Origin of the sequence: Idiomarina xiamenensis 10-D-4 (assembly GCF_000299895.1) — a bacterium.
Classification (GTDB): Bacteria; Pseudomonadota; Gammaproteobacteria; order Enterobacterales; family Alteromonadaceae; genus Idiomarina; species Idiomarina xiamenensis.
The window spans coordinates 54752-77170 of the sequence record NZ_AMRG01000011.1 but is presented as its reverse complement, the minus strand read 5'-3'; the positions used below and the strand labels follow the sequence as shown (position 1 = coordinate 77170).

Annotated in this window: 25 protein-coding genes; 15 read left to right on the top strand and 10 right to left on the bottom strand. The window is 49.9% G+C overall.

Annotated features, from left to right (window positions below; all coding sequences use genetic code 11):
• Position 1: 1 nt before the first annotated feature.
• A complete protein-coding gene (gene hisG / locus A10D4_RS09415; protein ID WP_040502825.1) occupies positions 2-901 on the bottom strand; it encodes an ATP phosphoribosyltransferase in 900 nt (299 codons plus the stop codon).
• Between the two features lie 373 nt (positions 902-1274).
• Between hisG and A10D4_RS09410 the strand changes: the two genes are divergently transcribed.
• From A10D4_RS09410 to A10D4_RS09355, 12 genes are all read left to right on the top strand, one after another.
• The gene (locus A10D4_RS09410; RefSeq protein ID WP_008489185.1) at positions 1275-1550 is read left to right on the top strand and encodes a hypothetical protein; all 276 of its coding nucleotides are present in this window, start codon (positions 1275-1277) and stop codon (positions 1548-1550) included.
• Positions 1551-1742: 192 nt separating this feature from the next.
• Positions 1743-3677 (top strand): DNA repair helicase YoaA, encoded by a 1935-nt coding sequence (locus tag A10D4_RS09405; protein WP_008489184.1) that lies wholly within the window; start codon positions 1743-1745, stop codon positions 3675-3677.
• A complete protein-coding gene (gene tsaB, locus A10D4_RS09400) occupies positions 3674-4354 on the top strand; it encodes a tRNA (adenosine(37)-N6)-threonylcarbamoyltransferase complex dimerization subunit type 1 TsaB (protein WP_008489183.1) in 681 nt (226 codons plus the stop codon). Before A10D4_RS09405 ends, tsaB begins: the two co-directional genes overlap by 4 nt.
• A gap of 93 nt (positions 4355-4447) precedes the next feature.
• Positions 4448-4729 carry a hypothetical protein gene (locus A10D4_RS09395; RefSeq protein ID WP_008489182.1) on the top strand — a complete coding sequence of 94 codons (282 nt, stop codon included), beginning with the start codon at positions 4448-4450 and terminating at the stop codon, positions 4727-4729.
• Between the two features lie 21 nt (positions 4730-4750).
• Positions 4751-5320, top strand: a complete 570-nt coding sequence (locus A10D4_RS09390; protein ID WP_156812128.1) for a Slp family lipoprotein — start codon at positions 4751-4753, stop codon at positions 5318-5320.
• A gap of 1 nt (position 5321) precedes the next feature.
• A complete protein-coding gene (locus A10D4_RS09385; RefSeq protein WP_008489179.1) occupies positions 5322-6293 on the top strand; it encodes an alpha/beta hydrolase in 972 nt (323 codons plus the stop codon).
• 164 nt (positions 6294-6457) lie between these two features.
• On the top strand, positions 6458-8125 hold the full coding sequence (gene fadD, locus A10D4_RS09380; protein ID WP_008489177.1) for a long-chain-fatty-acid--CoA ligase FadD: 1668 nt from the start codon (positions 6458-6460) through the stop codon (positions 8123-8125).
• Positions 8125-9288 (top strand): ribonuclease D, encoded by a 1164-nt coding sequence (gene rnd / locus A10D4_RS09375; RefSeq protein WP_008489176.1) that lies wholly within the window; start codon positions 8125-8127, stop codon positions 9286-9288. The genes fadD and rnd overlap by 1 nt, the downstream gene beginning before the upstream one ends.
• A gap of 42 nt (positions 9289-9330) precedes the next feature.
• Positions 9331-9606, top strand: coding sequence for a YcgL domain-containing protein (locus tag A10D4_RS09370; protein WP_008489175.1), 276 nt, complete (start codon positions 9331-9333; stop codon positions 9604-9606).
• A 5-nt stretch (positions 9607-9611) separates the two neighbouring features.
• The gene (locus A10D4_RS09365) at positions 9612-10670 is read left to right on the top strand and encodes a lytic murein transglycosylase (protein ID WP_008489174.1); all 1059 of its coding nucleotides are present in this window, start codon (positions 9612-9614) and stop codon (positions 10668-10670) included.
• Complete coding sequence (locus tag A10D4_RS09360; RefSeq protein WP_008489173.1) at positions 10670-11347, top strand: fumarylacetoacetate hydrolase family protein; 678 nt, start codon at positions 10670-10672, stop codon at positions 11345-11347. The genes A10D4_RS09365 and A10D4_RS09360 overlap by 1 nt, the downstream gene beginning before the upstream one ends.
• Positions 11347-11829 carry a YcgN family cysteine cluster protein gene (locus A10D4_RS09355; protein WP_008489172.1) on the top strand — a complete coding sequence of 161 codons (483 nt, stop codon included), beginning with the start codon at positions 11347-11349 and terminating at the stop codon, positions 11827-11829. The genes A10D4_RS09360 and A10D4_RS09355 overlap by 1 nt, the downstream gene beginning before the upstream one ends.
• A gap of 39 nt (positions 11830-11868) precedes the next feature.
• On the opposite strand, the gene dsbB is transcribed toward A10D4_RS09355, so the two are convergent.
• Positions 11869-12390 (bottom strand): disulfide bond formation protein DsbB, encoded by a 522-nt coding sequence (gene dsbB / locus A10D4_RS09350; RefSeq protein ID WP_008489171.1) that lies wholly within the window; start codon positions 12388-12390, stop codon positions 11869-11871.
• A gap of 254 nt (positions 12391-12644) precedes the next feature.
• Between dsbB and fadR the strand changes: the two genes are divergently transcribed.
• Positions 12645-13355 carry a fatty acid metabolism transcriptional regulator FadR gene (fadR, locus tag A10D4_RS09345; protein ID WP_008489170.1) on the top strand — a complete coding sequence of 237 codons (711 nt, stop codon included), beginning with the start codon at positions 12645-12647 and terminating at the stop codon, positions 13353-13355.
• A gap of 72 nt (positions 13356-13427) precedes the next feature.
• On the opposite strand, the gene A10D4_RS09340 is transcribed toward fadR, so the two are convergent.
• Complete coding sequence (locus tag A10D4_RS09340; protein WP_008489168.1) at positions 13428-14012, bottom strand: superoxide dismutase; 585 nt, start codon at positions 14010-14012, stop codon at positions 13428-13430.
• A gap of 225 nt (positions 14013-14237) precedes the next feature.
• Here A10D4_RS09340 and A10D4_RS09335 point away from each other — a divergent pair, with 225 nt between their 5' ends.
• Positions 14238-14576 (top strand): Grx4 family monothiol glutaredoxin, encoded by a 339-nt coding sequence (locus tag A10D4_RS09335; protein ID WP_008489167.1) that lies wholly within the window; start codon positions 14238-14240, stop codon positions 14574-14576.
• Positions 14577-14668: 92 nt separating this feature from the next.
• Positions 14669-15274, top strand: a complete 606-nt coding sequence (locus A10D4_RS09330; protein WP_008489166.1) for a peroxiredoxin — start codon at positions 14669-14671, stop codon at positions 15272-15274.
• Positions 15275-15364: 90 nt separating this feature from the next.
• Here the strand turns inward: A10D4_RS09330 and A10D4_RS09325 are convergent, their stop codons facing one another.
• From A10D4_RS09325 to rsfS, 7 genes are all read right to left on the bottom strand, one after another.
• The gene (locus A10D4_RS09325; protein WP_040502834.1) at positions 15365-16531 is read right to left on the bottom strand and encodes a D-alanyl-D-alanine carboxypeptidase family protein; all 1167 of its coding nucleotides are present in this window, start codon (positions 16529-16531) and stop codon (positions 15365-15367) included.
• Positions 16532-16635: 104 nt separating this feature from the next.
• On the bottom strand, positions 16636-17454 hold the full coding sequence (locus tag A10D4_RS09320) for a septal ring lytic transglycosylase RlpA family protein (RefSeq protein ID WP_008489164.1): 819 nt from the start codon (positions 17452-17454) through the stop codon (positions 16636-16638).
• Between the two features lie 7 nt (positions 17455-17461).
• On the bottom strand, positions 17462-18484 hold the full coding sequence (mltB, locus tag A10D4_RS09315) for a lytic murein transglycosylase B (RefSeq protein WP_008489163.1): 1023 nt from the start codon (positions 18482-18484) through the stop codon (positions 17462-17464).
• A 100-nt stretch (positions 18485-18584) separates the two neighbouring features.
• Entirely contained in the window at positions 18585-19703 is a 1119-nt protein-coding gene (gene rodA, locus A10D4_RS09310) for a rod shape-determining protein RodA (protein ID WP_008489162.1), read from the bottom strand.
• Positions 19690-21582, bottom strand: a complete 1893-nt coding sequence (mrdA, locus tag A10D4_RS09305; protein ID WP_040502823.1) for a penicillin-binding protein 2 — start codon at positions 21580-21582, stop codon at positions 19690-19692. Before mrdA ends, rodA begins: the two co-directional genes overlap by 14 nt.
• A gap of 14 nt (positions 21583-21596) precedes the next feature.
• The gene (gene rlmH / locus A10D4_RS09300) at positions 21597-22067 is read right to left on the bottom strand and encodes a 23S rRNA (pseudouridine(1915)-N(3))-methyltransferase RlmH (RefSeq protein WP_008489160.1); all 471 of its coding nucleotides are present in this window, start codon (positions 22065-22067) and stop codon (positions 21597-21599) included.
• 4 nt (positions 22068-22071) lie between these two features.
• Complete coding sequence (rsfS, locus tag A10D4_RS09295; RefSeq protein WP_008489159.1) at positions 22072-22392, bottom strand: ribosome silencing factor; 321 nt, start codon at positions 22390-22392, stop codon at positions 22072-22074.
• Positions 22393-22419: the final 27 nt, after the last annotated feature.

Genomic DNA, 22419 nt, shown 5'->3' with positions numbered 1-22419 from the left:
TTTACCCCATCATCTTTTCAATGGGTAGCACTAAAATAGAGCTACAACCGATGGCTTTTAGTTGTTCCATGGTTTCCCAAAACAGCGTTTCGGTGCTGACCATGTGTACCGCGACTTGTTGCTGCTGATCCGACAAGGGCAACAGGGTGGGGGCTTCGGCGCCGGGTAATAACGCTACCACCTCGTCTAAGCGCTGTTTGGGCGCGTGCAGCATAATATATTTGCTTTCTTTGGCTTGCTGCACACCATCTAAACGCGGTAATAACTGTTGCAGTAGTTGCTGCCTTGCCGGTGACAAGGGTTGTTTTCGTTGAATCAGTTTGGCGCGTGAGCGAAAGATGACTTGCGTTTCAACTAAGCCATTGGCTTCTAACGTGGCTCCGGTTGAAACTAAATCACAGATGGCGTCAGCTAAACCCGCGCGCGGAGCAACCTCGACCGAGCCGGTCAGCATGACCGCTTGGGCATCAATTTGTTGAGTTTTTAAAAAGCGCTGTAACAAGAATGGATAAGTGGTAGCGATGCGCTTGCCGGCAAGATCCGCTAGCGATAACTGGCTTTGTTCTTTGGGCAGCGCTAACGATAATCGGCATTGACCAAAATCGAGGGCACGCAGATCGATGTAGTCGGCACGTTGTGAGGTTGCTTCACGTTCTAACCGCACTTCCTCAAGTACGTTTTCCCCGACCAAGCCAACGTCCACTACGCCATCCATCACCAAACCAGGAATATCATCATCGCGTACGCGCAAAAGATCGATAGGGTGACTGGTGCTGTGGGCCAGCAAGCGCGCCTGATGAATACTGAATTTTACGCCGCAAGCTTGCAACAAGGCTAAGGACTCTTTACTTAAGCGCCCCGACTTTTGGATGGCAATCGTTAATCGTTCCGACATAGTCACTCCTGTAAAAAAACAAAACCCCCGAAAGGTAGGCCTTCCAGGGGTTGTATAGTTGAGGAAGGCAAGCACCAGTGGCTAGCCTTCAACGCAACAAATGTGCGGCTAGCTTAATAATAGATGGTGATGATGCCAGTTATTAAGGACGTACATAGGGTTGCTCTCATCGTTGTTTTGATTAAGTTGTATAGATTGTATCGATTAAAAAAATAAATGCAACCCTTAGGTTTTATGCCGTATTGCCGATATCAGGCTATACTGAGTAAAAAAGTTGTCTAGTCAACTGCCGTGATCGAGCCGGCGCCGGATAACAGCGCGAGGTAGGCAGTTTAAACCGATGAAGTGAGTGCTGGTTAACCAGCAAGGGTGACAAGCCATGCCAAGCTTAGACGCAATATTACCCCTGGTACCGCGCGACACGCAGCGAACCGTGACGCGTGACACGCTGCGTATTCATCAAATTAGCCCCGCTGAGCGCTTAGCTAAACTTGACGAGCAACAGCTCGATGGTGGCGGTTACGGTGCCGCTGGCGATGGCAACGATGGCCAAGCCGAGCAGCAGGCGAGCCCAGAGTCGCAGATCCCACAGCCAGAAACGACCGATAACGAATTAGAGCCAACTAAGGGCAATCACATCGACACCTTTGTGTAAGCATGTAAAGCTATCAAGCGCTCTCGCCGTGTAAGACGGTGGCGGCGCAATCCTTAATGATTGTTGCTATAGCTCATGAACTTAAATTTGCAGCTAACAACGATGGCACTACGAGGTTAAACGACTTATCAGCAGCGCCTGGCTGTGCGATACTATCGGCCAATACTCACCGTTATTTTCAATTGGGTTTTCATGTCGCGCTTAGCCGAACGTGTCGCTGCTGTATTTGCCGAAGCGGGCGCGTTGCAACAATCCATCGATGGCTTCAAGCCGCGTTTAGCTCAGCAGCAAATGGCCACTGCGGTCGCCGCTGCGCTGCAGCAGCACGGGCAACTGGTGGTCGAAGCCGAGACCGGCACCGGCAAAACCTTTGCCTATCTGGCACCGGTGTTGCTGCATCCCAAAAAAGCAATCATTTCGACCGGTACCAAAAATCTGCAAGAGCAGTTGTTCTACCGTGACTTACCGCGTTTGCGCGATAGCCTGGCACCGAATAAACAAGTCGCCTTACTAAAAGGGCGTGCTAACTACCTTTGCATTCAGCGTTTGCAGCAAGCCACTGCGGAAAGCGGGCAATGGTCAAAAGCCGTGCAGCAACAGCTATTAACCATCAAGCAATGGGCGCAACGTACCCGCAGCGGCGATGTGGGTGAGCTTAATTTGTTGGCGGAAGACGCGAGTATCATGCCACAAGTGACCAGCACCCAAGATAACTGCTTGGGTCGTGAATGCCCGTTTTATGAAGATTGCTATTTGGTGAAAGCTCGTCGGCAAGCCATGGAAGCCGACTTGGTGGTTGTCAACCACCACTTGTTTTTCGCTGACTTGGCATTAAAAGACGTTGGTTTTGGTGAGCTGATCCCAGCCGCTGACGCTGTCATTTTTGACGAAGCACACCAGCTACCCGATATCGCCAGTGATTATTTTGGTGAGGCGTTGTCGACACGACAGCTGAGCGATATGGCAGAAGATTTGCGCTTGCTATACATGACCGAATTAAAAGATCTTGCACAACTCAGCCGTATTAGCGAAAAGCTCATCAGCAGCGTGAAAGACTGGCGCTTGGCGTTCCCCCATGATGCTATGCGGGGCAACTGGCGAGAATGGGTCAAACAGCCGAGCATTACCGCGGCTGGGCAGCGCTTGCAAGAAAACCTAGAATTGTTGATGACGGTGATGAAAACAGCACTAGGTCGGAACGAGACGCTGGATAACTTGTACGAGCGCTGTGTCAGTTTCATGCATAAGTGGCAGCAGTTACAAGATACCGAGCGCAACGGCTATAGCTTTTGGTTTGAAACCACCGCTCGGCATGTCATTTTGCATCAGACGCCACTTAGCGTTGCTGAGCGCTTTGGCCGTTACTTGCAAGAGAGTGAGATGAGCTGGGTGTTTACCTCCGCGACCTTAGCTATTGCTGACGACTTTAGTCATTATGTCGATCGTTTAGGCTTAAAGCCCGCTCAGACATTGCAGTTGGCGAGCCCATTCAATTTTGCCGAGCAAGCCATGTTTTGCTTGCCGCGCCAGCTGCCACAACCGCATGAGCGTGAGATGGAAAGCGCCTTATTGGAGGTGATTTTAACGGCAACGCGCGATAATGACGGTGGTACCTTTGTGCTGTTTACCAGTCATCGCATGTTACAACGCATGGCAACGGCACTAAGCGAACACAGTACGCGTCCATTATTTGTACAAGGTACTAGCGGAAAACGCGATCTGCTGGCGCAATTTAGTGCTGCAGGTAATGGCATTTTGTTGGGCACCTCGTCGTTTTGGGAAGGCGTTGATGTACGTGGCGATGCATTGCGCTGTGTGATCATCGACAAGTTGCCTTTTGCCGCGCCCGACGATCCGTTATTACAAGCGCGCATCGAAGATGCCAAACGTCGTGGTATCGACGCCTTTTCGATGATTCAGTTACCGCAAGCGGTGATCGCGTTAAAACAGGGAGCCGGACGTTTGATCCGTGACGCCGACGATAGCGGCGTCTTGATTGTTTGCGACAACCGCATCGTTACGCGACAATATGGACAGATCTTTTTACGCAGTTTACCAGCCATGCAGCGTACTCGTTCACTGGCTACTGCGTGTCAATTTTTAACCCAATCTCGACAGACAACATGACAATTTTATTGGCAATTGATACGGCTACCGAAAACTGTTCGGTAGCCTTGACTAACGGTCAGCAATACTGGCATGACCAACAAGAAGCTCCGCGTGAGCATTCGCAGCGCCTGCTGGGTTTGGTTGACCAGTGTTTAGCCGAGGCGCAACTGAGCTTGCGCGACATTGATGGTGTGGTGGTGGGCGCTGGACCTGGCAGCTTTACCGGTGTACGTATTGGTATAGCGATTGCTCAGGGGTTGGCTTTTAGTGTGGGCGTACCGGTATTAGCGGTACCTACCTTAACAGCAATGGCCTATCGTGCCGCGCAGTCGTACCCTAATAGTGACATCATCGCGGCAATTGACGCGCGCATGAGTGAAATCTATCTCGCCCGTTTTCAGAGTGACGCGGCTGGGCAATTAATCGAGACGCTGGCGCCTTGTGTGTGTGCGCCAACGGCGCTCGCCGATGTCAGTGCCGATAGCGTGGCGGTCGGCAGTGCGTGGCCAGTTTACGCAGCGCAACTGGACCCACAGCGAGTTACGCAACAGACTGAGATACGCTTACCACGAGCATTGGATATGTTGCAATATGCACAATTAAGCTGGCCGCGGCACAGTGTTGAAGCCATCCATTTGGAGCCTTTATACGTACGTAACGAAGTGACGTGGAAGAAGTTACCGGGGCGGGGCTAAACGGTAGCGCAAGTTTAGCGTGGCAGAACATTGCTAAGCCGGCTGGAACTCGCCATAATAAATCAAGGTCAAACGCCATAAGTGTACTAAATTTTGCAAATTAACGGGTTAGGTTGGCGTGCAAGCGCTAACTCACAACAGCAGCGGCAGAATGCCGCGTCAACTGTCGATCGCGATGTCCGTGCTGAGGCTAAGCCCAGCTTGCCGTCGGTGACGCAAGCGGCGCAGCAGGCACAACGCTGGCAACGTTTGCAAATTAGTTATGATCAGCCGGCGGGTACCGCACGTCAGGCTTTAGCAACTTATCAGGCGGTGGCAACGGCAGAGCGTCGTGAGCAAGTCGGCGCCATGTTCGGCGTGGATGTTTATGCTTAAGATGCTAGCCGTGAGGAGTTAATGATGAAAGTTTTATGGTCAATAGCGGCATTGTTGGTACTTAGTGGTTGCTCGTCAATCCCCGATCCGATTAAAGCTAACGACGGCGAAACGCTGGTCAGTTACACCCAGGCTTTAGAAAATCCGCAGCAAACGGTCGGTCAGCGAGCGCGCTGGGGTGGCGTCATTGCGGCGGTCAATAACAGCGAGCAAGGTACTGTTATTGAAGTGGTTAATTTTGACTTGCAGTCGTGGGGACGGCCGCTAGCTAGTGATCAAAGTAATGGTCGTTTTCGTGCCGTAATTGACGGTTTTGTCGACCCTATGGTTTACAAAAAAGGTCGCTCAATTACGGTGATTGGTACTATTGCCGAGCCGCAACAAGGCAAAATTGATGAATACCGTTATTTGTATCCGGTCATAGATGTCAGTGGCAAATACTTGTGGAAGGAAATTAAAGAGACTCGTGTTGAGGTGGATTACTCACCGCTCTGGTTCCGCCATCAGTTTTATGCACCGCCTTATTATTACTATCCGCGCACGCGAGTGGTGCCGGCTCGCACTCAGAAATCATCAGGCAACAAGCAGTAAGATGACAGCGACGACATTATCGGTCGAACAACTAGCACAGGCTCAGCAAGATGCTGAGCCTGTTTCGTTTCAACTACCGTGGGGCTGTTTACGCGGCTTGCGGTGGGGGCCGCAAGAGCAGGTGCCGCAAGTGTTGGCGTTGCATGGTTGGCAAGACAATGCCGCGAGTTTTATACCGTTAGCTGCGGCGCTACCGGCTGAAGTATCGCTGCTAGCACTCGATTTTGCCGGACATGGGCATAGCGACAAACGCCCCCGCGGTGTGCATTATCACTTTGTCGATTATGTTTACGATAGCTGGTCGGTATTACAGCAATTAGGGATTGCGGCACAGTCGCCCTTGCCGCTCCTGTTAGGGCACTCTATGGGTGGCTATGTCGCCACTATGTTAGCCAGTCTGGACGGTTTGCAACAAGCCGAAACCGGTAACGCTAGCATACAGCAATTAGTCAGTGTAGAGGCTTATGGCTTGCTGGCTGCCGAGGCTGACGATACCGTCAGGCAACTACAAAAGGGTATGCAGAGTCGCTTTAATTGGGAGCAAAAAGCCGGTTTGCAAGCAACGCCAGCGCAACAGTCGCCGCCACGACCATTGTCGCGGTCGCAAGCGCTGAGCGCACGAGCGGCGGTGGCGGATTTTGAGGAGTGTTATGTAGCATTGCTCGTGGATCGCGCACTGCAAGCGGTCGATGACAATGCTCAGCGCTTTGTTTGGCGTACCGATCGTGCCGTTAGAACCACGTCACCTTATCGTTTTGTTGCTGACCAAGTGACCTCATTAATGCGCCATATCGCTTGTCCAATGCACGTCATTCGAGGCGAGCAAGGCTTTCAGGAGCTGCAGGTTGCGCAACAGCGCTGGCCATTGCCAGCGTCTCAATGTCTGCAACAGTGTTGGCCGGGAGGCCATCATGTGCATATGCAGCAAGGCCCTAGGTTGGCTGAACTCATTGTTCAATTATTGCGTAATTAAAGGTTAAGAAAGTAAGCAAATCATCAACAATTAGCGGGTATTTATCGTCTCATCGACGCCGTTAGCGACTAGGATTCACTGGTCGGATATGCGATGATGACGCCAATTTTGTTGCCAACGACAACATAACGATAAGAACATAACGCGTTGCAGGAGCTAAGACTGTGGAAAAAATCTGGCTTAAACATTACCCTCCGGGTGTACCGGAAACTATCGATGCTGATCATTATGTGTCGCTGAACGACATTTTCGAGCAAAGCGTCGATCGCTATCAGGACAAAACTGCATTCATCAATATGGATGTAGAGATGAGTTTTAACGAGTTAGAAAAGCGCTCTCGCGATTTTGCTGCGTATTTGCAAGCGCAAGGTTTGCAAAAAGGCGATGCGGTGGCTGTCATGATGCCTAACTTGTTGCAATACCCAGTTGCGCTGTTTGGCATTTTGCGAGCAGGCATGGTGGTGGTTAATGTTAATCCGTTATACACCCCGCGCGAGCTTAAGCACCAGTTAAATGACTCTGGCGCGCGTATGATTGTCATCTTAGAGAACTTCGCGCACACCTTAGATAAAATTAAAAATGAGGTGAAGCTGGATAAAATCATCACTACCCAGATTGGTGACTTACTGCCGGCGCCAAAACGTTACTTGGTGAATTTGGTGGTAAAATACGTTAAGCGTATGGTGCCCAGCTACCAATTAAGCAACACGATCGGTTTCCGTGAGGTGCTGACTCAGGGCGCTAAACACGACTACCAAAAACCCGGTATGCAAGGTGACGATATTGCCTTCTTGCAATACACCGGTGGCACTACTGGTGTAGCGAAAGGCGCTATGCTGAGCCATCGCAATATGGTGGCTAATTTAGAGCAAGTGTCGGCGGTCATCACGCCGTTAATGAGCGATAGTGAAGAAGTCATTATTACCGCCTTGCCGCTTTATCATATCTTTGCCTTAACGGCGAACTGCTTGACCTTTATCAAACATGGCGGTCGCAATGTATTGATCACCAACCCGCGTGATATGTCGGGCTTCGTCAAGGAGCTTGGCAAGCATAAATTCTCGATGATTTCGGGGGTTAATACGCTGTTCAACGGCTTATTAAATGCTCAAGGCTTTAAGAATCTCGACTTTTCTCATTTGAAGGTGGCGTTGGGCGGCGGTATGGCGGTACAACGTTCAGTCGCTGAGCACTGGGAGCGAGTAACCAAATCGCGCCTGCTAGAGGGCTATGGGTTAACCGAATGCGCACCTGTAGTTACCGTCAACCCGTATGACATTGAACACTATACCGGAAGTATTGGTTTGCCCGTTCCGAGCACCGATGTTCGCATCGTTGATCCGGATACCGGTGAAGAAGTTGAATTGGGTAAATCTGGTGAACTGCAAGTCAAGGGGCCGCAGGTGATGGTGGGCTATTTGAATCGTCCAGATGATACTGCTGAAGCAATTAAAGACGGCTGGTTCGCCACCGGTGATATCGGTAATTGCGATGAGCGTGGTTATTTCCGCATCGTCGACCGTAAGAAAGATATGATTTTGGTGTCCGGCTTTAACGTTTATCCGAATGAGATTGAAGACGTCATTGCGTCGCACCCCAAAGTGTTAGAGGTGGCGGCAGTCGGTGTGCCGCATGATTCCTCGGGTGAAGTCGTTAAGGTGTTTATTGTGGCCAAAGATAAGTCACTGACGGAACGTGAAGTTATCGACTTTTCGCGAGAAAACCTGACCGGTTATAAAGTCCCCAAATTGGTCGAGTTCCGTGATGAGCTGCCAAAAACGAACGTGGGTAAAATTCTACGTCGTCAATTACGCGATGAAGATAAGCATTGATGAGCGTATCGCCGACAACAAATAATCAGGTAACAGCTTACCAAGTCATTACTGCACAAGCGCAGTTGCTGGAATTTTGTCAGCAGGTGCGTGAGCAAGGTTGGGTGGCGATAGACAGTGAGTTTGTTCGCACCCGCACTTATTACGCTAAATTAGGCTTATTGCAAGCTAATTGCGGTCACGGTGCGGTGCTCATTGATCCGTTAGTGGGCTTGGATTTAAAACCATTTTGGCGTTTAGTCGGTGATGCCGATATCGTTAAAGTGATGCATGCTGCCGGTGAAGATATCCAGCTTTTTTGGCAGCAAGGTGGTGTACAACCGCAGCACTTATTGGATTCACAAATTGCGGCGGCGTTTTTGGGGTGGGGTGATTCGCTCGGTTACGCGGCATTGGTCGAACGTTATTACGATATCAGCTTGGATAAGTCGCAATCACGAACCGATTGGTTGGCACGTCCGCTTAGCGAGGCGCAATTGGCTTATGCAGCCGATGACGTGATTTATCTGGCGCGCTTTTATGCCGATTTGCGTGAACGTTTAGTCAGCGAAGAACGCTTGCAATTAACTCTACAAGAGTCGGCACAACAGGTCGATAAGCGCTGCTTCGAGCCACCTTTGGCGTTACGTTATTTGGATGTGGGCAACGCCTGGCAGCTTAATACAAGGCAACTGGCTGTGTTACGAGAGTTGTGCCAGTGGCGGGTTAGTCGTGCGCAGCAGCAAGATATTCCATTAAACTTTGTGGTGAAAGAGGGCGCGTTAATGGCATTGGCGAAGCGTCCACCGCAACAGAAACAGCACTTATATCAAATCGAGGGGCTACCGCCGATCACACGCAAATATGCGGCCGATGAGATGATGGCTTGCGTCGAGCGTGGTTTGAGTTTGAATGACGATGAGCTACCCCCTGTGTTGCAGCGTTTAACCCACATGCCACGCTATCAAGAGTGTTTTGACCGCATTAAAGCATTGGTTGCCGAGCAAGCTGAACGCTTACAAATTGGTACCGCGCAAATCGCCTCTCGCAAACAAATTAATGATGCCATGCAGTGGTGCTGGCAGTATCAACCGAGTATTCAAGCGCAGCTTAACCCGCCAGACTTATTGCAAGGCTGGCGCGAACAGTTATTAGGGGCTGAGATTAGAGCGATTCTTCGCTAAACTGCTAAGCTCTTTATGGGTTGTTAATGGATACCTCCGCTTATGTTGTGTGTTGTTTACCGCTGTCGGCAAAAACTCGATACCTACCTTTATTTACCTCATGGTGCCAGTTTTGACGAGTTACCCGAATCGTTGCAGCAACTGTTTGCTGGTGCTACGCAGGTATTAACGGTAAATTTAGCGAAACCGCGGAACCTTGCCAGAATGACATCAGTCGAATTAGTCCAACGGTTAACCGAGCAAGGCTATTATGTGCAATTACCACCAGCCAGTGAAAACTTGCTTGATACCCTGCCAAAATCTAAAGCTAAGGAGTAAGGCGCATGCGTAAATTACTGCCCACCATGGTTATTGCCATGACCTCGTTGACCCCTGCTTGGGTTACCGCCCAACCATTATTGCTGACCGGTATGCAACCAGCGCTAGTGCAAGATAATGCAACACAAGCGACAGCAGAAACCGCTGAACCGAGCAAGCCCACATTTGAGGCTTATGTTGAGCAATTGCAAAGCGAAGCCAAGGCGGAGGGCTTTACCGAGCAAACGCTGCAAGCCGCTTTTGCCAAGGTGAAGTATTATGAGCGCGCGGTGGAACTGGATAAAAATCAACCGGAGTTTAAGCTAACGCTAGATACTTATTTACCTCGCGCGGTGCCGGATTGGAAAGCGCAACAAGCGCGGGAGCTGTACCAAGAGCACTTACCCCTGCTGACCGAAATCGGCGAAAAATATGGTGTGCAACCACGTTTCATCGTCGCCTTATGGGGTATCGAAACCAATTTTGGTAAATTTACCGGTGGTTTTGACGTAATATCGTCGCTCACCACGTTAGCCTACGATGGCCGTCGCGAAGCGTTTTTTAAACGGCAATTGTGGCAGGCATTAACCATTATTCAAGAAGGCCACATTGCGCCTGACGATATGAAAGGCTCTTGGGCCGGTGCGATGGGTCAAACCCAGTTTATGCCATCATCATTTATGCAATACGCAGTTGATTACGACGGTGACGGTAAAAAAGACATTTGGGGGAGTTTGCCCGATGTATTTGCCTCGGCTGCCAATTATTTAAGCTCGGTGGGTTGGCGTGACGACGTCACTTGGGGACGTCAGGTGCAGATCCCTGAGGATTTCGACGAACAGTTAGCGACATTAAAGACCAAAAAATCATTAGCCGAATGGCAGGCATTGGGCGTTCGCCGCTATGACGGTGAGAATTTGCCACAACGTGACGACATTGAAGCGTCGGTGATCATCCCTGATGATAAGCATGGCCGGGTGTATCTCGCTTATGCTAATTACGACGCGTTAATGCGTTGGAACCGTTCTAATTACTTTGTTGCCGCGGTAGGTTTACTGTCCGACCGTATTCGTTTCGGTGGCTAATGGCTTATCAACATCTCAACCGGCAAGGTGAAGCATTACCTTTGCCGGTCGGCAAAGTTGTCTGTGTTGGTCGTAATTATGTTGCCCATGCGCAAGAGCTGGGCAACGATATTCCCGCGCAGCCACTGCTATTTATCAAACCTAGCACCGCTTTAGTCAATCTTGAGCGTGGCTTCCAGTTACCACATGGGCAAGGTGAGTGTCAGCACGAATGTGAGATCAGCTTACTCATTGGTCAACCCTTAAAAAACGCCGATATGGCCAGCGCAGCGCAAGCCATCGCGGGGATTAGCTTGGGTTTAGATTTAACCCTGCGTGAGATACAAACGCAGCTCCGCCAAGCCGGCCAACCTTGGGAGCGCGCTAAGGCTTTCGACGGTGCTTGTCCAATGGGGCGCTTCATCGACCCAAGTTGTTTTTCTAACTGTCAAAACTTAACGCTGGCACTGTATGTGAATGGTCAGTTACGGCAACAGGGTAGCAGTGAACAAATGATTTTCTCGATAGTCGATTTATTGGTCGACATCAGTCACGTATTTAGCTTACAGCCCGGTGATATCGTGATGACTGGAACACCGGCCGGTGTCGCGGCATTGCACAATGGTGACAAGTTAGAATTGGTGCTCAGCGACGAGCAGCAACAGTGGCGTTGGCAAAGTTATGTGGGTACGCCGTAATGACGCAGTCGACTCAGCAACAAAACTTGGCACAGAGTGGCTTTTGGCAACACAAGTCGCTACAACAGATGTCGCGTAGCGAGTGGGAAGCATTGTGCGATGGCTGTGGTAAGTGTTGTTTATTAAAACTGATCGATGGCGATGCCGAGGAAAGCCAAGAGCACGTCTACTTTACCGATGTCGCTTGTCGTTTATTGGACACCGATAACGCCTGTTGTAGCGACTACGATAATCGTTTGCAGCGGGTGCCGGATTGCGTCAAATTAACGCCAGAGAATCTGGCTGACGTTTATTTTATGCCGGCTTCTTGTGCTTATCGACTGTTAGCCGAGGGTAAACCATTACCCGCGTGGCATCCTTTACGGCACGGTGGTGACAAAGCGGCGATGAAACGCGCCGGTATTTCGGCGGCAGGGCGTTGTATCAGTGAGCGTGACTTTGCTGGCGATTTAGAAGACAGAATTGTCAGTTGGCCGCTGTAAAAGCGATGACCGGCGGCTCATTGCGCCGGTCACGTTGACTTAAATGCGATGTAAACGTAGCAATCTAAGTAGCACCACTGCGATACCGATTAGCGCATAGGCGGCAAAAATAATTTGCATCCAGGCTGGCATCGATAAACCGGCAAAACTCCATTCAATATCACCGCACACGCCAGGCGCCGAAAATAATGTCGGAAACCACTGGTGTAATGGCGCCCAATCAGGAAAGTTAGGGAAGCTATCGCAGGTCATAAAGAACGCGTTCTTAGCATTTTGCAATGCGAGGTGTTCGCTGGCAATGAACCATCCCCATATTGCGCTGACTAACCATAAGGCAAAGGCTAAAAAGCGCACCGGTGCGAGCCGTGGCGCGATAAATCCGAGTAGAGCAGCAGCACCAATACCGACTACCGCAACGCGTTGGTAAACGCATTTAACGCAAGGCTCTAGCGCTAAACCAAATTGGAAGTACAACGCGCAGCCGAATAAGGCGCTGGCACTGAGTAACAGTAAAAACCAAGCGCTACGACGTTCGGCACTAAGACTAACAGCGTGTAACATGAGGGTCCTTTTTGTTGATGGGGTTGTGGCGGCAGCGTTGTGCGGCTGCCAACAACGCCGTGATCATGGGTTAACGACTATGCAAGATAAACAAAGCCGGTTGATTTGTCGACGCAGAACTTGTCCGACCTCACCGACCCCTGATAAAATCGACGATTAATTTTTGACTACCGTCGTCAATCGACTCAGCGTATGCTTAGCCAACTGGCTACAACAGGCAAATTATATACGCATAACAACAAGCGAAGCAGGTTATGATCATAAAAGCACAAAGTCCCGCGGGCTTTGCTGAAGAGTATATCGTTAAATCCATTTGGAGTGGGCATTTTGCGCCGGGCTCCATTTTACCCGCTGAGCGTGAGTTATCAGAACTGATTGGCGTGACGCGTACCACGTTACGAGAAGTTTTGCAGCGTTTAGCACGTGACGGCTGGTTAACCATTCAACATGGTAAGCCAACTCGGGTGAATAACTTTTGGGAGACCTCTGGCCTTAATATCTTAGAAACCCTGGCGCGTTTGGATGAAGATGGCATGCCGGAGTTAGTCGACCAGTTGCTGTCGGCGCGAACCAACATCAGTTCTATTTATATCCGCGCTGCCGTGCGTCATCAGCCGCAGCGAGTGGTCGAGATTTTAACCGCGGCTGCCGAGTTAGAGGATGTTGCCGAGGCTTTCACTGAGTTCGATTACCGCATTAATCACGATTTGGCGATGGCATCGGGTAATCCGATTTATGTATTAATTCTGAACGGCTTTAAAGGCTTATATTCGCGTGTGGGTAACTTTTATTTCAGTGACCCAGAAGCACGCCGTTTAGCGCGTGAATTTTATGCCCGGTTGGCGCAATTGGCGCAAACTAGTGAGTATAACGAAGCCGTCTCGGCGGTGCGCAAGTATGGTTATGAGTCGGCTAAAGTATGGCAGGGGCGTCGTGCTGATATTCCCGCTGATTTGGTCGATTAAATCAGTAGATTGGCGAATCGAATAATAAAAAACCGCTGTCATGAGACAGCGGTTTTTTTATGCGTTAGCAAATTAGGCCGCGAAGTTTTTCGCAACGAATTCCCAATTGACTAAATTCCAGAACGCTTTTAGATAATCTGGACGAGCGTTACGATAATCGATGTAATAAGCGTGTTCCCAGACGTCAACAGTCATCAATGGGGTTACGCTGCTATCGGTAACGGGCGTTTCTGCATCATCGGTGTTAACGATAGCCACTGAGCCGTCAGATTTTTTCACTAACCAAGTCCAACCCGAGCCAAAGTTACCAGCAGCTTGCGCGCTAAACTCTTCTTTGAATTTATCGAATGAGCCAAAAGCTTTGTCGATAGCCTGAGCTAAATCACCTGAAGGTTTACCGCCGCCATTCGGGCTTAAGCAATGCCAGTAGAACGTGTGGTTCCAAACTTGAGCCGCATTATTAAATAGACCACCTTTCGATGACTTAATGATGTCTTCTAACGATTTGTTTTCGTCCGAAGTCCCTTTGATCGCGTCGTTTAATTTGCTGACATAGGCTGCGTGGTGCTTGCCATAGTGATACTCAAGGGTTTCTGCAGAGATATGCGGTTCCAGTGCATTTTTCTCGTACGGCAGTGCAGGAAGTTCAAAAGCCATAGTACCTCTCCATTTGTCGGTTGTTGCGTGTAAAAGTCCCTATTTGGGATCGGTCGTTATTCTAGTATACGTAAAAATGGCGATAGCAGACCAAGGTTTCAAGGTTTAGCGCGAAAAAATCTGTAAATTTCTCCTTTTCACCTCACTGCTCTGGCTGTGTTACACTGCAGGCTGTCATTTATCGCAACCACACTGGTTGGCAGTGTGTAACACCTTGAGGTTGTCATGGAAACGCTTGAAAAAATTAAACAGCAAATTGCTGAAAATCCCATTTTGTTATACATGAAAGGTTCACCAAAGTTACCGAGTTGCGGCTTCTCGGCGCAGGCTGCGCAGGCGCTAATGAGCTGCGGTCACGCTTTCGCTTATGTCGATATTTTGCAAAACCCTGATATTCGTGCGGAACTGCCGAAATATGCCGAATGGCCGACCTTTCCCCAGTTGTGGCTAGAAGGCGAGCTGGTGGGCGGTTGTGACATCATCATCGAAATGTTCCAAAAGGGTGAGCTGCAGCCGCTGATTGAAGAAGTGGCGGAACGTCACCCAGCACCACAGGCTGACTAACGAGTTTTTATCCGGGAGCCCTTGTTTTTTGCTCGGGTCATCCCCATGCTTTTTACGCGTGTGACATTCGCAAACAATTATGGAGAATAAACATGGCTGTATTAGTAGGTCGTAAAGCACCTGATTTTACTGCGGCGGCAGTGTTAGGTTCAGGCGAAATCGTCGAAGATTTTAAACTGTCTGACCACATCAAAGGTAAAAAAGCGGTAGTTTTCTTTTACCCATTAGACTTCACCTTCGTTTGCCCATCAGAGCTAATTGCTTTTGATAAGCGCTTAGACGAATTCAAAAAGCGTGGCGTTGAAGTGATCGGTGTTTCTATCGACTCACAATTCACCCACAACGCATGGCGTAATACGGATACCGACAACGGTGGTATTGGCCAAGTTAAATACCCATTGGTTGCCGATGTTAAGCACAGCATTTGCCGCGCTTATGACGTTGAGCATCCAGAAGCGGGCGTTGCTTTCCGTGGTTCATTCTTGATCGATGAAGATCGCGTTGTTCGCCATCAAGTCGTTAACGACTTGCCACTGGGCCGTAACATCGATGAGATGTTGCGCATGGTCGATGCACTGAACTTCCACCAGAAACACGGCGAAGTTTGCCCTGCCGGTTGGAATGAAGGTGACGAAGGTATGCAAGACAACCCGGAAGGTGTTGCTTCTTACTTGAAAAAGAACGCTGGTAAGCTGTAAGCAAAGGCGTTCAATAAGAGTTAGATGGTTTACATCTCATATAAAAAACCCGCTCATTGAGCGGGTTTTTTATGACTTTGTCATTAACGCTTAATCAAACTTGCGTTTAATGTAATCGGTAAAGCGTTTGAAGATACCGCCTTTTTCTACCGCTTGTAGGGTCACTAATGGGAAGCTGGCAACGTCTTCGCCATTAAGCTGTAAATAGACCTGACCGACTACTTCGCCGGCAGCCAGCGGTGCTTCCAGTTCCGATTCTAGCTCAAAGTTGGCTTTCAAATTCTCACGCTGACCGCGCGGCAGGGTGATCACCACATCCTCACTTACACCTAATTCGACTTCGTCGATGTCGCCGCCCCAAATGCGGTGGTTAACAAAGCTGTCGCCAGCTTTATAAGCGGTGACGGTTTCGAAATAACGGAAGCCGTAATTGAGCAGTTTTTTGCTTTCGATTTTACGTGCTTGCTCGCTGTCGGTACCCATCACTACCGCGATCAGGCGAGTATCGCCTTCCACGGCTGACGACACCAAGCTATAACCGGCTTCGCTGGTATGACCGGTTTTGATACCGTCAACGTTCATGCTGCGGTCCCAGAGCAAGGCGTTGCGGTTGTATTGCTTGATATTGTTGAAGGTAAACGACTTTTGCGAATAAATTTTATATTCTTCCGGGGTCTCTTTAATCAACGCCGAGCCCAAAGTGGCCATGTCACGTGGCGACGTATATTGTTGCGGATCGGGCAGACCGTGGCTGTTAACAAAGTGCGAGGCGCTCATGCCGAGTTCTTCGGCGTAGGCGTTCATCAAATCGGCAAATGCCGACTCGCTACCGGCAATGTGTTCGGCCATTGCCACACAGGCGTCGTTACCCGACGAAATGATAATGCCGTGGTTCAAGTCTTCGACACTGACTTGTTTACCGACTTCGATAAACATTTTCGATGACTCGGGAAAGTTCTTGGCCCAAGCATTTTCGCTAACAGTGACAATGTCGCTTCGATTAATACGACCCGCTTGCATCTCTTTACCAATAATAAAGCTGGTCATCATTTTCGTTAGGCTGGCTGGTGCCAATTGTTCATCGGCGTTTTCTGATGACAGCACCTTACCCGTTGTATAATCGATCAGGATATGTCCCTTGGCATTAATGTTGGGAGCGGAAGGTACAACCGATTGCGCAGCGGCGTTCATACTAAAGGTGACGCTGAACGCGGTAACGGCAACGGTGGTGAGCAATTTTCTGCAATGGCTAAACATCGTATCCATGGTTCTCATTGTCATTTATATCTGTGAGTGATGCGGTAACGCGTGAGTTTTGTTCCGGGGCGCACGGCCTGTTAACGGAAAGCGCCCTAATGGTATCACTTTTCGGGCGCCGCGGCAGCGCTATCCGCCGCTTTTACCCGAAAGGCACCGTCATAGCCCTGCTGTCGAACCGCGGTTAATAATCGATTAGCCGCCAATTCTGGTAAGGGACCTAACATGACTTTGTATAGACCATTATCTTGCTCGGTAGTTGCAGGCACATTGTGCTGTTGCGATAACTGGTCGGCTATCGTCGATAAACGTTGTTGATTAGCCGCCGCGACTACCTGAATAAAGTAATGGGTTTGCGTCACGCTAGCCGCTTCGGTGCCGCCTTGCGGGAGCGGTAGTACCGGCGTAGCTGGTTGCTGGTCGGCAGCGATGCTTTCAATACGGACATTGGCCGTGCCAGTTTGCAACATGCCCAGCTTGTAGGCCGCCGAATAGGACACATCAATGATACGGTCTTGGTGGAAGGGGCCCCGGTCGTTGACTCGGACAATGACACTTTTATTGTTGTCTAAGTTGGTTACCCGGACATAGGTCGGCAGCGGTAGCCGTTTGTGCGCGGCACTCATGCTGTACATGTCGTAGAATTCGCCACTGGAGGTTAAATGCCCATGAAACTTGCGGCCATACCATGAGGCTTTTCCTTCTTGTACGAAATTGTTGGTATCTTCGATGATGCTGTAAGTATTACCAAATAATTCATATTGGCGATTACCACCCCGGCTAAGCGGTTCCACTTTAGGGATAGGATCGCGTAATTCAGCCGCTGTCGGCATGCGCGTTGGGGCACTATCGTTATCGTGTTTGTAACGACCGCTATTGGGGCCACTGGAGCTACTGCAGGCACTTAATAGCAGTAGCCCCAAACACAGGCTACTGAACCTGACTGGTTTGGTAAGCATCATTAATTTGTTGGCTAAGCTGGTAGACCGCCATGGCATAAAGCGGGCTGTGGTTATAACGGGTGATAACATAAAAATTGGTGTAGCCAAGCCAATACTCCTGTGAATCCGGTTGTTCAAACGCAAACACTTTGGCCTTGTTTTGGTCGGCAAGTTCCGCCGCTAACGGTAAACCCTCGCTAACTAGCTCGGCGGTGGTCTGTTGCGGCTTTAATCCTTTGCTGACAAAGCGCGCTAAATCACCATGGTTATCTTGTGCTAAGGGTTGCGCGACCGGCGCCCCTTGTTGCCAGCCGTGCTCGGCAAAATAGTTAGCCACACTGCCGATGGCATCAACTGGATTTTGCAATAAATCACGCTGGCCGTCGTTATCAAAGTCGACCGCATAATGGGTATAGCTAGACGAGATAAACTGGCCCAAGCCCATAGCCCCGGCATAAGATCCCATTTGTTGTTCAGCATCCCAGCCCTCGGCGCGACTTAATAGCAGGTATTCCTCTAATTCACTGCGGAAAAAGTCGGCGCGCGGCGGGTAATGAAAGCCCAACGTGTACAATGAATCGAGTACCGAGTACTTGCCTTTATATTGACCGTAAAAAGTTTCGACGCCGATAATAGCCACCACGATTTCAGCGGGGACACCGTAGGTTTGCTCGGCACGCGCTAGCGCCGCTTGATGCTGTTGCCAAAATTTAACGCCGGCATCAACGCGTTTTTGAGTCAGGAATATCGGGTAATACTGGTGCCAGGGCTTCGCTTCCCAGGGCCGTTGAATCGCCTCTAAAATGCTTTCGTTCGGTGTGCGTTGGTTGAGTAATTGTTGCAGCTGGTCACGCTTAAACTGATGCTGTTCAACCATGTAGTCGATGAAGTCTGTAGGTTGTTTAGGCGGTGCCGCCTGTACCGCAACTGCACAAGCGCTGCTGAGCACGGCTAAGGTTCGGACAATGCCAGTGGTAACGCGTCTACTAGCTAACTGAGTGAAAATCGACATGATGACGTCCTTTTACTTATCATAGAATAATTAACGACAGCGGTTGAGTGTCGAGTCGCTTTAGTGTGGCTAATAAGCTTGCGTGCTTACACTATTCTCATCACTCTTTTCGCATCACCAGACGTCGGTGCGTAGCAATTGCCATTAACAAGCCGAAACCGGCCATTAGCGTCACCATTGAGGTGCCACCATAGCTGATTAACGGCAAGGGTACGCCGACCACCGGTAACAATCCCGACACCATACCAATATTAACGAATACGTAGACAAAGAAAGTCAGCGTTAAACTGCCGGCTAACAGCTTGCCGTAAGTATCTTGGGCGCGATTCGCGATAATCATGCCGCGAAAAATGACAAAGCCGTAAAGCAGCAAGAGTAACGATACCCCCATCAGCCCAAACTCTTCGCTAAATACTGCGAAAATAAAGTCGGTATGGCGTTCGGGTAAAAACTCTAACTGAGATTGCGTGCCTTGTAACCAACCTTTACCTTCGATACCGCCTGAACCAATAGCGATTTTCGATTGGATAATATGATAGCCCGACCCCAAAGGATCGCGCTCAGGGTTGAGAAAGGTGAGTACCCGCTGACGTTGATAATCGTGCATTAAAAACATCCACAGCACCGGCGCAAAAGCCGACAAGGCGCCGACACTAACCGCCACTAAACGCCAACTTAAACCGGATAAGAACAGCACAAAAATGCCCGAGCAGGCGATTAGCAATGAAGTGCCTAAGTCGGGTTGCTTGGCGATCAACAACGTCGGCGCAGTGATTAACAGTAAGCCGCCAAGTATGCGGCTAAAGGTTGGCGGCATACCCTGTTTAGCAATAAACCATGCCATCATCATCGGTACTGCTAGTTTCATCAACTCTGAGGGTTGAATGGTCATGATGCCGATATCAAGCCAGCGCTGTGCGCCTTTACCGATCTCGCCCATCACCAGCACCGCCACCAGTAGCAACAGGCCCAATAAATACATGGGTGCAGACCAGCGTACTACCGTCAGTGAAGGAATTTGTGCAACCACCAACATGGCCAGGTAAGAAAGTCCTATACGCATTGCCTGACGTTCCATCATCGCCAAGTCTTCACCGCTGGCGCTGTAAACCACGAATAAGCTGGTCAGACTCAGACAGACTAACGCGAACAACAGTGGTCCATCGATATGAAAGCGGTGGAGCCAGGGATTTCGTTGACGTTCTTCAGTCGTCTGCATCGTCTATCTCGCTTGGCGTGGGTTGATTTTCTCTATCAAAATACGCGTCCAACATTTGTCGTGCAACGGGGGCCGCGACACTACCACCGCCACCTAATGTATTTTCCAGCGCGATGGCAATGACCACTTCGGGGGTGTCGGCGGGGGCATAACCCACATACATGGCATTATCACGATAACGCTCGTCGATTTCCTCGGCGTTATACTCCTCGTTTTCGCCTAAACTACGCACCTGTGCAGTACCGGTTTTACCGGCCGAAATGTACGGCGTATCTTTAAACGCGCGCCGGGCACCGCCTTCGGCACCGTTATTGACCTCGACCATGGCATCATGAACGACATCCCAATTACTGGGGTTTTTTAACACGATCGGCGGGAATTCTTCGTGCGCAGCTAACACGCGTTCACCCTGTTGACGGCTGCTGTGCAGCAAGCGTGGTACAAAATGACTGCCGCCGGTCGCTAAAATGCCGGTGGCGACCGTTAATTGCATGGGGGTAGCGGTCCAATAACTTTGACCAATACCGACCGATACCGTTTCTCCGGCGTACCAGGGCAGGTTGAAGCGCGCGCGTTTCCATCCGCGAGATGGCATGACCGCGTCGGTTTCTTCGGCAATATCAATGCCGGTGTAGTCGCCAAAGCCGAACTTGTTCATGAACTCGGAAATGCGATCAATACCTAATTTTAACGCTAAGTCGTAGAAAAAGGTGTCACAGCTAACAATAATCGCTTTCGAGACATTCACCCAGCCGTGGCCCCAAGCTAACCAATCGCGATAACGTCGCTTGGCGCCTTTGATTTCAAACCAGCCAGGATCCCAAATACGAGTGGTGGGGGTAATGATCTCATCTTCTAAGCCTAAAATGGCGAGCATCGGCTTGACGGTCGAGGCGGGTGGGTAGCCGCCTTGGGTTGAGCGGTTAAGCAGTGGACTATCGCTGGAATTCAACAGTTGCTGGTAATGTTTATAAGAAATGCCGTTAACGAACCAGTTTGGATCGTAACTTGGCGCGCTGACCATGGTTAAAATGCCGCCATTACGGGCATCCATCATGATGATTGAGCCGCGCCGGCCCTTCAACAGTTCGGTAGCTTTACGCTGCAAGCGGCTATCTATTTCTAAATAAATATCTTGTCCCGGCTTAGGCGGTTCAATATCCACGGTGCGAATGACGCGACCACGGTTATTCACTTCAACACGCTGATAGCCGACTTCGCCGTGCAACTTATCCTCGTAAAAGCGCTCCACGCCCAACTTACCGATAGTGCGAGTAGCGGCATAATTGGCGAGCTTTTCTTCTTCGCGTAAGCGCTCTACGTCGCGGCGGTTGATTTTGGCGACATAACCCAATGCGTGAGTGAACAACTCGCCGTAAGGGTAGTGGCGCACTAGTCGCGCTTCAATGCTAACACCGGGAAAACGGTGCTGGTTAGCGGCGAAAATATTGAGCTGTTGCTCGTTCATTTCATCGACTAAGGTGACATGGGCAAAGCGTCGTTGCCGTTTTAGTTGCTCGCGAAATTGATTTAGCGTTTCTTCATCAAGCGATAGTAGCGGCTTAAGATCATTTAACAGCACGCTCATATCGGCAATTTCTTCAGGCACGATCTCTAAGCTGTAGACCGGCATGTTCTCCGCCAGCAACACGCCGTTACGGTCATAAATCAGGCCGCGATTGGGGGCTAATGGCAGCAGTTTAATACGGTTATCGTTAGAGCGAGTTTGTAGTGCCTGGTGCTCTTGCACTTGCAGGTGATACATATTCGCTAGCAAACCTAGCATTGCTAGCAACACAAAAATTGCGCAAAACAGCATTCGACGACTGAACAAGCCTGCTTCGGCGCTGTGGTCTCGAATGGTGACGCGTCTTTTCATGATAATATATGGGGTTAATCGCGGTGATAGGGGTGGTTATTATTCAGGCTCCAAGCCCGATACAAACATTCGCTAACCACTATTCTGACTAACGGATGTGGCAGCGTCAACGGCGATAGCGACCAACGTTGCTCAGCCGCTTGCTGGCAAGCTGGAGCTAAGCCCTCGGGGCCACCAATCAGTAAGCTCACGTCGCGTCCATCTAATTGCCATTTGCTCAACTGAGTGGCGACTTGATGGGTATCCCAAGGTTTACCGGTGACGTCCAACGAGATGATGCGGTTACCTTTAGGCACGGCTGCCAGCATCGCTTCGCCTTCCTGCTGTAAGATCCTTGCGATGTCGGCATTCTTGCCTCGTTTACCTGCCGTCACTTCGCTAAAACTGACCGGTAACTCCGGTGGAAAGCGCTTTAAATACTCGTTAACACCTTGATTGACCCAGTTTGGCATTTTGCTGCCGACAGCGACAATCTGAATGCGCACGGTGTTATAAATCCCACAGCTTTTCGAGTTGATAAAAATCGCGTGTGGTTTCTTGCATAACATGCACTACCACGTCACCCAGGTCGACTAACACCCACTCAGATTGCTCACCACCTTCAACACCCAGTGGTGGCATACCGGCATGTTTAGCTTCGGTTGCTACGTGCTCGGCAATACTCTTAACATGAGTTTTTGAGTTCCCCGAACAGACGATCATTAAGTCGGCGACATCGGTTTTTTCATGAACATCAAGCACGCGGATATCGCGGCCTTTTAACTCTTCAATTTTATCGATAACAAATTGGCGCAACATATCGGTTTGCAAAGGACTACATCTCCGGACACAAAAAAA